The organism is Agromyces indicus (assembly GCF_031432295.1).
GTDB classification, from domain to species: Bacteria; Actinomycetota; Actinomycetes; order Actinomycetales; family Microbacteriaceae; genus Agromyces; species Agromyces indicus.
Genome location: NZ_JAVKGS010000002.1, coordinates 300,701 through 313,924, shown reverse-complemented (window position 1 = coordinate 313,924; position 13,224 = coordinate 300,701). Strand labels below are relative to the sequence as shown.

The 13,224-nt window shown below is 72.5% G+C and carries 10 protein-coding genes; 2 read left to right on the top strand and 8 right to left on the bottom strand.

Annotated features, from left to right (window positions below):
* Positions 1–25 precede the first annotated feature (25 nt).
* Positions 26–1,612, bottom strand: coding sequence for an MFS transporter (locus RH861_RS07770; protein WP_310520533.1), 1,587 nt, complete (start codon positions 1,610–1,612; stop codon positions 26–28).
* 81 nt (positions 1,613–1,693) lie between these two features.
* Between RH861_RS07770 and RH861_RS07765 the strand changes: the two genes are divergently transcribed.
* Positions 1,694–2,284, top strand: coding sequence for a TetR/AcrR family transcriptional regulator (locus RH861_RS07765; protein ID WP_310520532.1), 591 nt, complete (start codon positions 1,694–1,696; stop codon positions 2,282–2,284).
* A gap of 63 nt (positions 2,285–2,347) precedes the next feature.
* Here RH861_RS07765 and serA read toward each other — a convergent pair whose 3' ends face one another.
* From serA to RH861_RS07745, 4 genes are all read right to left on the bottom strand, one after another.
* On the bottom strand, positions 2,348–3,940 hold the full coding sequence (serA, locus tag RH861_RS07760) for a phosphoglycerate dehydrogenase (protein ID WP_067946629.1): 1,593 nt from the start codon (positions 3,938–3,940) through the stop codon (positions 2,348–2,350).
* 152 nt (positions 3,941–4,092) lie between these two features.
* Positions 4,093–4,446 (bottom strand): hypothetical protein, encoded by a 354-nt coding sequence (locus tag RH861_RS07755; RefSeq protein WP_310520531.1) that lies wholly within the window; start codon positions 4,444–4,446, stop codon positions 4,093–4,095.
* Positions 4,443–4,919 (bottom strand): DNA polymerase III subunit gamma/tau, encoded by a 477-nt coding sequence (locus RH861_RS07750; RefSeq protein ID WP_310520530.1) that lies wholly within the window; start codon positions 4,917–4,919, stop codon positions 4,443–4,445. The genes RH861_RS07755 and RH861_RS07750 overlap by 4 nt, the downstream gene beginning before the upstream one ends.
* A gap of 115 nt (positions 4,920–5,034) precedes the next feature.
* On the bottom strand, positions 5,035–5,391 hold the full coding sequence (locus RH861_RS07745; RefSeq protein WP_310520529.1) for a hypothetical protein: 357 nt from the start codon (positions 5,389–5,391) through the stop codon (positions 5,035–5,037).
* Between the two features lie 112 nt (positions 5,392–5,503).
* On the opposite strand from RH861_RS07745, the gene RH861_RS07740 reads away from it, so the two are divergent.
* Positions 5,504–9,736: an nSTAND1 domain-containing NTPase gene (locus tag RH861_RS07740; protein ID WP_310520528.1), complete on the top strand. Its 4,233-nt coding sequence runs from the start codon at positions 5,504–5,506 to the stop codon at positions 9,734–9,736.
* A gap of 66 nt (positions 9,737–9,802) precedes the next feature.
* On the opposite strand, the gene ilvC is transcribed toward RH861_RS07740, so the two are convergent.
* The 3 genes from ilvC to RH861_RS07725 form a co-directional block, all read right to left on the bottom strand.
* Complete coding sequence (gene ilvC, locus RH861_RS07735; RefSeq protein WP_067946639.1) at positions 9,803–10,831, bottom strand: ketol-acid reductoisomerase; 1,029 nt, start codon at positions 10,829–10,831, stop codon at positions 9,803–9,805.
* A 68-nt stretch (positions 10,832–10,899) separates the two neighbouring features.
* Entirely contained in the window at positions 10,900–11,409 is a 510-nt protein-coding gene (ilvN, locus tag RH861_RS07730; RefSeq protein WP_067946641.1) for an acetolactate synthase small subunit, read from the bottom strand.
* Positions 11,410–11,411: 2 nt separating this feature from the next.
* Positions 11,412–13,220 (bottom strand): acetolactate synthase large subunit, encoded by a 1,809-nt coding sequence (locus RH861_RS07725; RefSeq protein ID WP_248598435.1) that lies wholly within the window; start codon positions 13,218–13,220, stop codon positions 11,412–11,414.
* Positions 13,221–13,224 lie beyond the last annotated feature (4 nt).

The following is a 13,224-nucleotide window of genomic DNA, read 5'->3' as shown; positions in this document are numbered from 1 at the left end:
AACTCGACCCCCGCGGGGCGCCACCTCACTCCGAGGCGGCGCCCCGCGGCTCGTTCAGGGTGGTCGCGGCGATGACGCCCGCGGCGACCATGAGCAGCATGCCGATGAACGCGGTGACCGTCACGCCGCCGCCGAACGCCGTGGCAGCGGATGCCGCGAGCTCGGCACCCACGGAGGCGGGCAGCGTCTCGGCGAGCGCCATCGCGCCAGCGAGCGTGTCGCGCGCGGCATCCGCCTGCCCCGCCGTCAGTTCGGCCGGGAGCTCGATGGCGGTGCGATACCAGGCGGCGAGGATGCTGCCGAGGACCGCGGTGCCGAGCACCGCGCCGAGCTCGTAGGCGGTCTCGGACACGGCCGATGCCGCGCCCGCCTTCGCCGGCGGCGCGCTCGAGAGGATCAGCTCGTTCGAGACCGTCTCGGCCACGCCGATGCCGATGCCGAGGAGGACGAACGCGAGGACGACACCCGCGACGCCGTCGCCGGCGGTGAGGGCGATCACGAGGTACCCCGCCGCAGAGAGCGCGACGGCCGACGGGACCAGCACGCGCGGGTGCACGCGGCGGGCGATGGGAACGACCGAGAGCCCGGCGGCGATCATCGCGACGAGGCCCGGGGTGAGCGCGAGGCCCGCCTGCACGGGCGACAGGCCGACGATGAGCTGCAGGTGCTGCGACACGAAGAAGAGGAAGCCGACGAGCGCGATGACGCTCAGCAGGTTGACGAGCACGCCCCCGCCGAACGAGCCCTGCCGGAACAGCCGCATGTCGAGCATCGGGGTCGCCGCCCGCAGCTGCCGGCGCACGAACCAGACCGCCAGGGCGGCGCCCGCGAGCACGGCGGCGACGCCGACGAGGTCGATCCCCTCGGTGGCGACGTGCTTGATGCCGTAGACGACGGCGCCCATGGCGGCGAACGAGAGCAGGATGCTCGGCACGTCGATCGGGCCCGGCGCGGGGTCGCGGCTCTCGGGGATCAGGAGCGGCACGAGCACGACGAGCGGCACGAGCACGGGCACGGCGAGGAGGAACACGGAGCCCCAGTGGAAGTGCTCGAGGAGCACCCCGCCGACGATGGGCCCGAGCGCGCTGCCGGCGGCGAAGCCAGAGGCCCAGATCGCGATCGCGAGCCGTCGCTGTTCACGGTCGGCGAAGACGGTGCGGAGCAGCGAGAGCGTCGAGGGCATGAGCATCGCACCGAAGAACCCGAGCGCCGCGCGGGCGGCGATGAGCGCCTCGGCCGTCGGTGCGAACGCGGCGGCGATCGACACCAGCGCGAAGCCGACGGAGCCGATGAGCAGCATCCGTCGGCGACCGAAGCGGTCACCGGCACTGCCCATGGCCACGAGGAGTGCGGCGAGCACGAGCGGGTAGGCGTCGATGATCCACAGCTGCTGGGCACCCGTGGGACCGAGGTCGCGCGCGATCGCCGGGAGCGCGAAGCTCAGGACGGTGTTGTCGACCGAGACGAGCAGCACGGGCAGCATGAGCACCGCGAGCGCGAGCCACTGCCGGCGCGATGCGCGCGGCCGGCCGGGGTCGACGCGGGTGACGACGGATGTCGCGGCATCCGTTCGCGCGGGAATGGTGCTCGTGCCGTTGGTCTCGTGAGTCATTTCGGGGTTCCTATTACTGTACCGTCTGGACGGTAGAGTATCAGATCCCGCCGACACGGGCCGCTCGATACCATCGGAGCCATGAGCCGCCCACCCGCCGCCCGCGACGCCGTTCTCGATGCCTTCGAGCGCATCCTCATCGACGCGGGCGAGCGCGCGGCGACGCTCGACGCGACCGCGAAGGCCGCCGGGGTCTCCAAGGGCGGCCTGCTCTACCACTTCGCCAACCGGGAGGCGCTCGTCGACGGGGTCCTCGATCGGTTCGCCCGGCTCGTCGACGACGACATCGCGGTGCTCGAGCGAGCCCCCGAAGGCGCGATCGCCTACTACGTGCGGTCGTCGGTGGCGGTCGGATCCCCGCTCGACCGCGCGGCAGTCGCGGCGACGCGACTCGCCCAGGCCGGGCACGAGTCGGCCGCCCGCACCATCCGCGCGGTGCGCGAACGCTGGCTCGAGGCGGTGCGGCGGCACGTCGCGGACCCGACCGTGGCCCTCGCGATCACGCTCATCGGCGACGGGCTGTACTACGACTCGGCGCTCCACGGGCAGGACCCCGAGCTCGGGGTCGACGCCCCGCCGGCCGCCGAGCTCGACGCGCTCGTCGCCCTGCTCGAGCGCCTCGCGGCAGATCCGGTCGTCGAGGAGGACGCGAAGCGCCCGGTGGTCGAGTAGGACGCGAAGCGCCCGTACCGAGACCCGGTGGTCGAGTAGGACGCGAAGCGCCCGTACCGAGACCTAGGACTCCGTGATGTCGACCTCGACCATGACGTCGGCGTCGATCGCGGTGCGCACCCGCTCGATCACCTCGGCCGGAACCGGCGAGTCGACCGTGAGCACCGACAGCGCCTGGCCCCCGGCCTCGCGACGCGCGATCTGCATGCCCGCGATGTTGATGCCGGCATCGCCGAACTCGCTGCCGTAGACCGCGACGATGCCCGGACGGTCGGTGTAGATCATCACGATGTGGTGGTCGGCGATCGGCACCTCGATGTCGTAGCCGTTGATGCCGACGAGCTTCTCGATCTGCTTGGTTCCGGTGAGCGTGCCCGACACCGACACCTGGGTGCCGTCGGCGAGCGCGCCGCGCAGCGTGATGACGTTGCGGTACTCGGGGCTGTCGGCGTCGGCGATGAGGCGCACCGCGACGCCGCGCTGCTCGGCGAGCAGCGGCGCGTTCACGTACGAGACGGTCTCGCTCACGACGTTGGTGAAGACGCCCTTCAGCGCGGCGAGCTTCAGCACGCTCACGTCGTAGTCGACGAGTTCGCCGTGCACCTCGACGTCGAGGCTCTCGAGCGGTCCCTGGGCGAGACCCGCGAAGAGCTGGCCGAGCTTCTCGACGAGCGGGATGCCGGGGCGCACGTACGGGTCGATCACGCCGCCGGCGACGTTCACGGCGTCGGGCACGAGCTCGCCCGCGAGCGCGAGGCGGACCGACTTGGCGACCGAGACGCCCGCCTTCTCCTGCGCCTCGTCGGTCGACGCGCCGAGGTGCGGCGTGACCACCACGTTCGGCAGGGCGAGCAGCGGCGACTCCTTCGGCGGCTCCTGGACGAACACGTCGAGGCCTGCGCCGGCGATGGTGCCCGCCACGAGCGCGTCGTGCAGCGCCTCCTCGTCGATGAGCCCGCCGCGCGCGACGTTCACGACGAAGGCGGTGGGCTTCATCTTCGCGAGCTGCTCGGCGCCGATCATGCCGGTCGTCTCCGGCGTCTTCGGCATGTGGATGGTGATGAAGTCGCTGCGCTCGAGGAGTTCGTCGAGCGTGACGGTCTGCACGCCGAGCTGCTGCGCGCGTGCGGCGGTGATGTAGGGGTCGTAGGCGATGACCTCGACGCCGAACGCCTGGAGCCGGGCCGCGATGAGCGCGCCGATGCGGCCGAGGCCGATGATGCCGACGGTCTTCTCGTAGAGCTCGACGCCCGTGTACGCCGATCGCTTCCACTCCCCCTGCGCGAGGGCGGCGTGCGCGGCCGGGATGTGCCGCGCGAGGCTCAGGATGTGCCCGACGGTGAGCTCGGCGGCGGAGATGATGTTCGACGTCGGCGCGTTCACGACCATCACGCCGGCGGTCGTGGCCGCCTTGATGTCGACGTTGTCGAGCCCGACGCCCGCACGGGCGATGACCTTCAGCGAACGCCCCGCGGCGATCGCCTCGGCGTCGACCTTGGTGGCCGAGCGCACGAGGATCGCGTGCGCGTCGGCGATCGCCTCGAGCAGCGCCGGACGGTCGGTGCCGTCCACGTTGCGGATCTCGAAGTCGGGTCCGAGGGCATCGACGGTGGCGGGCGAGAGTTCTTCGGCGATCAGCACGACCGGCTTCGACACGTTGGGTCCTTCACGGGATTCGGATGGGTGCGCGTGCACGCATGCGCCGGCATCGTCGGAGGCGCGGGGACGCGCTCATGCTACTTCAGCGTCCGGGGCGTCCCCGAATCGTGTGACGCGCGCAGACGAGCGCACGCTCGCGGGCACGCCGCTCAGGTGAGCAGCGCTCCGACCCCGAACATCAGCAGGATGTCGAGGTAGAGCAGCGCCGACACCGCGAGTCCCGTGAGGTACAGCGCCGCCTGCACGACGGCCGAACGCCGTCGCCCGAGCAGGAACGCCGCGGCGAAGAGGCCGATCGGCAGCAGGATCGCCGCGATGAGCACGACCCAGCCCAACCCGCTGATCGACGTGTCGAGCGTGCGCGCGACATCGGCGACGCCGACCAGGTTGCCGACGGCCTCCCACGCGTCGTACGCGAAGAACAGGCCGAACGCGATCGCGAGGGCGATCTCGAGCCAGAACGGCGTGCGGCGCACCGACGGGTCGACCGTCGCGGCGCTCATGCCGTCACCCCCGCCACGAACGCGACCGGCAGGAGCACGATGGCCCCGACGAGCATCCACACGAGTCGCGCCCTCGGTCGCCCCCGGGTCAGCGCGAACGTCACCCCGAACCACAGCGCCGGAGCGAGTACGGCGAGCCACAGACCCAGGCTGAACATGAACTGGCCCACCGGATCGGCCGCGGGGTTCTGCACGCGGAGCACGCTGAGGATCCACCCGAGCGTGTAGAGGAGGTAGACGCCGCCGAAGACGCCGAGCAGCACGAGCTCGGCCGACCCGGGCTGGCCGGCGGCATCCGCCGTGTCGCCGTCCGGCTCGCCGTCGACGGATGCCGCGGCATCCGTCGTGCCCTCGCCCGGCGCAGTGACGGGCACCGGGGTGCCGACCGCTCGCCATCCGGGCGCGAGCGTCGCATCGTCGTCGCCATCCCAGCGGAGGGCCTCGTCCTCGTCGTCGCCGTCGTTTCGGGCCATGCGTTCACGATAACGACCGCGGCGCCCGCGCGTGGCGGACCGCGCCGCCGACGGGCGACGGAACGCGGCGGCGACGGGGCTCGTCGCTCCGTCGCCGCCGCGGCATCCGCTCGGTTCACCCGGTCGGGGCGGTCGGGCTGAGGTCGTCCCGGACGGGATCGGCCCGGCGGGCGTCCTGCGCCCGTTGCTTCAGCTCGGCGAGGTAGCGCTCGACCTGCGCCTGGAGCTGCTGGCGATGCGAGTCGGTGACGACGTTCGCGCGGGCTCGGGCGATCAGTGCCGAGACGTAGGCGTCGGCCGTGTCGCGGGCCATGTCCAGGTGCGCCTCGGTCGAGACGCGGGCGGGCCCGCCTGCGCGGGCCTGGTCGCCGACCGTGGATGCGAGCGAAGCGCAGCCGGCGAACGTCGCCGCGAGGCCGACCATGAGGGCGGACGCGACGAGGCGGACAGTGACGGTGTGTGCGTGTTCCATGTCACCACGGTGCGTCCCGCGGGTACCGGCACGCCCTTCGGCGGTATTCCAGCGGTATGCCGGGTCCGGCCCGCTCATTGACCCGTCGCGGGCGCGGGTGGACACTGCGGGTATGGGCATCCGGGTCCTCGGCCCGCTCCGTCTCGACGACGCCGCGCTCAACCTGCGGGAACGCATGGTGCTCGCCGTCCTCGTACTCCGGAACGGCCAGCCGGTCCCCGCCGACGAGATCGCGTCGGCGGTCTGGGGCGACGACCGCCCGCACACCTGGCAGAAGCAGGTGCAGGCGGCGATCGGCCTCGTGCGGAAGGCCGTTGGGCGGTCGGCGATCGAGACGGTCGACGACGGGTACCAGCTGCGGATCGACGCGGCGGAGATCGATGCGACGCGGTTCGAGCGGCTCGCGGCCGCCGCACGCGAACACTTGGGGGCAGGCGACCCGGTGCGCAGCCTCGACGCGGCCGACCGGGCCCTCGGCCTGTGGCATGGCACCGCGTTCGCGGAGCTGTCAGCGTGGCTGCCCGCGGCGGCGGAGTCGGCCCGCCTCGAGGAGGCCCGCATGGACCTCGAGGAAGTCCGCCTGGATGCGTGGTTGCGAGCCGGGAGGCACGCCGAGTCGGCTCCGATGGCCGAGACGATGGTGCGCGAGGCTCCGCTGCGCGAACGCCGCTGGACGATGCTCGCGACGGCGCTCTATCGCAGCGACCGCCAGGCGGATGCGCTCGCGGCCGTGCGCGCTGCGCGTGAACGGCTCGACGAGGAGCTCGGCGTCGAGCCCGGCGAGGAGCTGCAGGACCTGGAGCTCGCGATCCTCCGGCACGACCCGTCGCTGCGCCCGTCGACGCCGGTGACGGCCCCGAGTGCGGACTGCCCGTACCCCGGACTCCGGTCCTTCGCCGCGGAGGACGAGGAGCACTACTTCGGGCGCGACGCCGACGTGCGAGCGGCGCTGGCCCGGCTGGCCCGGGCCCCGTTCCTCGCGGTGTCGGGGGCGTCGGGCAGCGGCAAGTCCTCGCTCGTGCTCGCCGGGGTCGTGCCGGTCCTCCGGAGGCGTGGTGACCGCGTCTTCGTCCTGCTGCCGAGCGCCGACCTCGAACGCCGCATCCGCGACGCCGTCGACGGCGTCCACGGCCGCACCGCGCTGGTGATCGACCAGTTCGAGGAGGTCTTCCACGCGCGCGGCGCGGATGCCGACGGGACGGCGGCGGCGATCGCCCGGGCGTCGGCGGCCGGCGTCGTGGTGGTCCTCGTCGTCCGCTCCGACTTCCTCGACCGGTGCGCGGCGCTCGACGACCTCGGTCCGCTCATGGCCGACGGCGTGCACCTCGTCGGTCCGATGGGTCGCGAAGCGCTCCGCGACGCCATCGAGCAACCGGCCCGACGCGCCGGACTCAGACTGGAGCCCGGACTCTCGGAACTCATGCTGCGCGACGCGGCGGGTGCGCCCGGCGCGCTCCCCCTCCTCGCCCACGCCCTCGTCGAGACCTGGAGCCGCCGCGAGGGCGCGACCCTCACCGTCGCCGGCTACGAGTCGTCGGGCGGCATCTCGGGCGCCATCGCCCAGTCGGCCGAGCAGCTCTTCGAGTCGCTCGACGCCCGGGAACGCGACCAGTGCCGTTCGCTCATGCTCCGGCTCGTCGAGCTCGGCCCGGACGGCGCGCCCATCCGGCGCCGCGCCGCCGCCGGGCCGCTCCGGGCGGACGCCGCTCGGGCGCGCGTGCTCGCACGACTCACGAGCGCGCGGCTCGTCACCGCGGAGGCGGGGTCGGTCGCGATCGCCCATGAGGCGCTCGCACTGGCGTGGCCGAGGTTGCACGACTGGCTGCAGCAGGACGCGGATGCCGCGCGCGTGCTGGCGGGGGTGACCACGGCTGCCGAGTCGTGGGACGAGGCCGGGCGCCCGGATGACGAGCTGTTCCGTGGCGCTCGCCTGCAGGCGGCGCTCGAGCGACGGGATGCCGCTCCCGACGACCTCACGCGCATCGAGGCGGACTTCCTCGACGCGTCGGCCGCCCGCGCCGACGCCGAACGGACGGAGCTGCTCGCCCGGGCGGCGGAGGACCGGCGGCGGAACCGTCGGCTCCGATCGCTGCTCGGCGTGGCCGCGGCCCTCATCCTGCTGCTCGTCGGAGTCGGATCGACCGCCGTGGTCACGTCGACCGAGGCGGGCGCGCAGCGCGACACGGCCACCGTCGAGGCGCTCGTCGCGACGGCCCTGGCGCTGCGGACGTCGGAGCGCGACGTCTCCGCCCTGCTCGCGGCCGAGGCCTACCGTCGCTGGCCCGACGACGCTCGGACCCGCTCGGGGCTCACGAGCGTGCTGCAGGCGGCGGGCGGACTCGTCGGCACGATCACCCTCGAATCCGAGGGCAGTGCGTACGGCTCGCTCATCCCCGGTACTGACGAGGCCCTGGTGGTCACGTCCGGCGGTGCCGCCGCGGTGCGGGACCTCGCCGGCGGTGGCACGGTCCGGGCGCTCGACCTCGGATTCGAACCCGGGCCGCCGCGGCCCTGGCCGCTCGTCGAGGTGAGCGCCGACGGCCGGGTCGGCGCGGTGCTCTGGCCGTCGAGGACGCAGCCGTCCGGCGTGACGTGGTACGGCACGTCGCCGACCTCGGTGCTCGTCGCCTTCGACCTGACGGGCGGCGAACGCCTCCTCGGCCCGATCCGACTCGGCACCGGGACCGGCGCCCTGGCGCTGAACCGCGACGGATCGCTCATCGCCATCGCCGACGCGCGCGACGGCGCCGTCGAACTGGTCTCGACGACGGATGCCGCGGTGCGCGCGATCGACGGCGAGCGCACGACCGCGCTCGACCGCGACTCGTACGCCGCGGCGATCGCGTTCGACACCGCGGGCCGCCTGCTCGTCGGCCGCCTCGACGACCGGGTCGACGTCATCGACCCGCGCACGGCGTCGGTCGTGACCCGCATTCCCGTGGCGCCGTCGTCGGCGCACGTCGACCTGGCGGTGGCCCCCTCGGGGACGGTGGTCGCCTCGGGGGACCGCGCGGTGACCGCCTTCGACCCGGCGACGGGCGAGGTGCGCTGGGCGACCGACCTCTCGACGGCGAACCTCGGCCCGTGCGTCTGGATCGCGGTCTCCGAACCGCACGGGCGGGTGTTCTGCAGCAGTCGCTTCGGCGTGACGACGGTGTTCGACCTGGCGTCGGGGGTTCCCCTGCCGTCCGACGAGTTCCGCGGATCGGACGACGTCGGCCCGCTCGCCGTGGGCGACGACGGCGGCATGCTCACCGCGATCGGCGTCGGCCGACCGGTCGTCACCCGCTGGCGGATCGACGGCGACGGGCCCGGCCACCGGCTGCTGACCCGCGGTTGGGAGGTGCTCGGCCCGTACTCGCAGGAGGACTCGATGCTCCTCATCACGCCCGCCCGCGTCGAGCGCGACGTGTGGGACCCGGCGTACGACGCGGTCGCCATAGATACGCGGTCGGGAACGGTGGTGCACCGGTTCGCCGACGCCGTGGTCGAGACGGGCTGGCTCCGGGACGGGCGGCTCTACGCCCGGTCGGCCGCGGACGATCTCTTCCGGGTGTTCGATTCGCGGACCGGGACGCAGCTCGGCGAGGAGCTGTGGGGGGTCGTCTCGCTCTGGCCGATCGACGGCGGCGAGCACCTCCTCGCGGTGCGCACCAACGGTCGGATGCGGACGATCGATCCGGAATCCGGGGCGGCGCAGGGCCCCGCCTGGAGCGTCGACGGGTACCCGGTGTGGGTGTCGTCGGCGCCCGACGGGGATCCGCTCGCCGTCAGCTACCTGCCGGAGGTGCGCAGTCGCGAGATCGGCCCCGACGAGCCGCTGCCGCAGGGCCCGATCCGTACCGCGGTCGTGTCGGGCCGGGATCACGCGCTGCGCGCCGACGGACTCCTCGGCCTGCGGGCCCACGTCGTCACGCCGGATGACGAACTCGTCGGCGTCGGCGACGACGGCATCGGGCACTACCGGGTGGATTCGCTGCGCCGTGCCGGGATCGTCGCCGGTGCCGCCACCGGTCGCTACGCACCATCCTTCGACGCCGACGGCCGGACCGTGGTGGTGACCCTCGCCGACGGCACGTCGATCGTCTACGACACGGTGAGCGGTGAAACCATCGGCGACCCGTTCCGCAGCAGCGGACGGGCCGTCGTGCCGGCCGCGATCCGTCCCGACGGCGCCGAACTCGCGGTCTCGACGCGAGAGGGCGTCGTGGTGTGGGACCTCGACCCGGAGCGCCAGTTCGAGGCCGTCTGCCGCCTCGCCGGGCGCGACCTCACCGAGGCGGAGTGGGACCGATACCTGCAACCGCTCGGCGAACCGCGGAGCACGTGCGCATCCGCCCGGTGAACGCCGACGGCGGGGCCGGTCGGAACCGGCCCCGCCGTGCGGGATGGTGCGAGGGGCTCGCGAGCGTCAGCGAGCGACCTCGCCGTCGACGTAGTCGTCCTCGTCGACCTGGGTCCACGCGAAGAGCTTGCGCAGCTCGCGGCCCGTGGTCTCGATGGGGTGGCCCTGGCCCTTCTCGCGGAGCTCGAGGAACTCCTTGGCGCCGTTGTCCTGGTCGTCGATGAAGCGCTTGGCGAACGTGCCGTCCTGGATGTCGGCGAGGACGGCCTTCATGTTCTCCTTGACGTGCTCGTCGATGACGCGCGGGCCCGAGACGTAGTCGCCGTACTCGGCGGTGTCGGAGACGGACCAGCGCTGCTTTGAGATGCCGCCCTCCCACATGAGGTCGACGATGAGCTTCAGCTCGTGGAGCACCTCGAAGTAGGCGATCTCGGGCTGGTAGCCCGCCTCGGTGAGGGTCTCGAAGCCGTACTGCACGAGCTGCGAGACGCCGCCGCAGAGCACGGCCTGCTCGCCGAACAGGTCGGTCTCGGTCTCCTCGGTGAAGGTGGTCTTGATGACGCCGGCGCGGGTGCCGCCGATCGCCTTCGCGTACGACTTGGCGAGGTCCCAGGCGGTGCCCGAGGCGTCCTGCTCGACCGCGATGATGTCGGGGATGCCGCGGCCCGCGACGAACTCGCGGCGCACGGTGTGGCCCGGGGCCTTCGGCGCGACGAGGATCACGTCGACGCCCGCGGGGGCCTCGATGTACCCGAAGCGGACGTTGAAGCCGTGCCCGAAGACGAGGGTCTTGCCCTCGGCGAGGTTGTCCTTGACGGACTCGGCGTAGATGTGGCGCTGGAACTGGTCCGGGGCGAGGATCACGATGACGTCGGCCCAGGCCGCGGCGTCCGCGACGCTCTTGACCTCGAAGCCGGCCTCCTCGGCCTTCGCCGTCGACTTCGAGCCCTCCTTGAGGCCGATGACGACCTCGACGCCGGAGTCGCGGAGGTTCTGCGCGTGCGCGTGGCCCTGCGAGCCGTAGCCGATGACGGCCACCTTCTTGCCCTGGATGAGCGAGAGGTCGGCGTCCTTGTCGTAGTAGATCTCAGCCATGTGCGGTCTTTCTCCTCGTGGTGGTTCGGGTGACGGATGCCGCGGCAGCCCGCCGCGGCATCCGCTGGTCAGTTCTTGTAGACGCGTTCGGTGATGGACTTGCCGCCGCGGCCGATCGCGAGGAGGCCCGACTGGGCGATCTCCTTGATGCCGTACGGCTCGAGCACGCGGAGCAGCGCCGTCGTCTTGCCCGAGTCGCCGGTCACCTCGATGACGAGCGCATCGGTCGACACGTCGACCACGCGCGCGCGGAACAGGTTGACGGCCTCGAGCACTGCCGAGCGCGTGGCGTTGTCGACGCGGACCTTGATCAGCAGGTGCTCGCGCTGCACCGACTGCGCGGGGTCGAGCTCGACGATCTTCAGCACGTTGACGAGCTTGTTCAGCTGCTTGGTGACCTGCTCGAGCGGCAGGTCCTCCACGTCGACGACGACCGTGATGCGGGAGAGCCCGTCGATCTCGGAGTGGCCGACCGCGAGCGACTCGATGTTGAATCCGCGGCGGGCGAAGAGTCCCGCGACGCGGGTGAGCAGGCCGGGCTTGTCCTCGACGAGGAGGGAGAGCACGTGGGTCGACATGTTCAGTCCTCCTGGCTGAAGGCCGGCGAGTGGTCGCGGGCGTACTGGATGTAGGAGTTGGAGACGCCCTGCGGCACCATCGGCCACACCATGGCGTCGGCGGAGACGACGAAGTCGATCACCACCGGGCGGTCGTTGGTCTCGAGCGCGAGCTTGATCGCGTCGTCGACCTCCTCCTCCTTCGTCACGCGGATGCCGAGTGCGCCGTAGGCTTCGGCCATCTTGACGAAGTCGGGGACGCGGACGGTGTCGTGGCCCGTGTTCAGGTCGGTGTTGGAGTACCGGCCGTCGTAGAACAGGGTCTGCCACTGGCGCACCATGCCGAGCGACGAGTTGTTGATGACGGCGACCTTGATCGGGATGTCGTTCAGGGTGCAGGTCGCGAGTTCCTGGTTGGTCATCTGGAAGCAGCCGTCGCCGTCGATCGCCCACACCGTGCGCTCCGGCTCGGCGACCTTGGCGCCCATGGCGGCGGGCACCGCGTAGCCCATCGTGCCGGCGCCGCCGGAGTTCAGCCAGGCGTTGGGCCGCTCGTACTTGATGAACTGCGCGGCCCACATCTGGTGCTGGCCGACGCCCGCGGCGTACACACCCTCGGGGCCGGTGAGCTCGCCGATGCGCTGGATCACGTACTGCGGCGCGAGCAGCCCGTCGGACGGCTGGGTGTAGCCGAGCGGGAACTCGGACCGGAGGCCGTCGAGCGTCGACCACCAGTCGGCGACGTCGGGCGTGTGCTGGCGCGTGACCTCGCGGTAGGCGGCGAGGAGGTCGACGAGGACGTCCTTCGCGTCGCCCACGATGGGCACGTCGGCGGCGCGGATCTTGCCGATCTCGGCCGGGTCGATGTCGACGTGGACGACCTTGGCCTCGGGGGCGAACAGCGCCGCCTTGCCCGTGACGCGGTCGTCGAAGCGGGCGCCGAGGGCGACGAGCAGGTCGGCCTCCTGGAGGGCGAGCACGGCGGGGACCGTGCCGTGCATGCCGGGCATGCCGAGGTGCTGCGGGTGCGAGTCGGGGAACGCGCCGCGCGCCATGAGCGTCGTGACGACCGGCGCGTTCGTCGCCTCGGCGAACGCCTGCAGCTCGCCCGAGGCACCGGCGCGGATGATGCCGCCGCCGACGTAGAGCACCGGGCGCTTCGCCTCGGCGATGAGCTGGGCGGCGGCGAGCACCTGCTTGCCGTGCGCCTTGGTGATCGGCCGGTACCCGGGCAGGTCGAGCTTCGGCGGCCACTGGAACGGGAAGGTGGCCTGCTGGGCGTCCTTCGTGATGTCGACGAGCACGGGGCCGGGGCGGCCGGTCGTGGCGATGTGCACTGCCGACGCGATGGTGGCCGGGATCTCCTCGGCCGTCTTCACGAGGAACGAGTGCTTCGTGATCGGCATCGTGATGCCGACGATGTCGGCCTCCTGGAACGCGTCGGTGCCCATGAGGTTCGAGAACACCTGGCCGGTGATCGCGAGGAAGGGCACCGAGTCCATGTGCGCGTCGGCGATGGCCGTGACCAGGTTGGTGGCGCCCGGGCCCGAGGTCGCGATGGCGACGCCGAGCTTGCCCGACGACGAGGCGTAGCCTTCGGCCGCGTGGCCGGCGCCCTGCTCGTGGCGGACGAGGATGTGGCGGAGCTTGCGGCTGTCGAGCAGCGGGTCGTAGACGGGGAGGATGGCGCCGCCGGGGAGCCCGAAGACGTCGGTGATGCCGAGCAGCTCGAGCGAGCGGACGACCGCTTCGGCTCCGGTGAGCATCTCGGGACCGCTCTGCGACTGCGACAGGCTGGCGGGCGATGGCACGGGGCTGGCTTCCGTGGTCATTCGT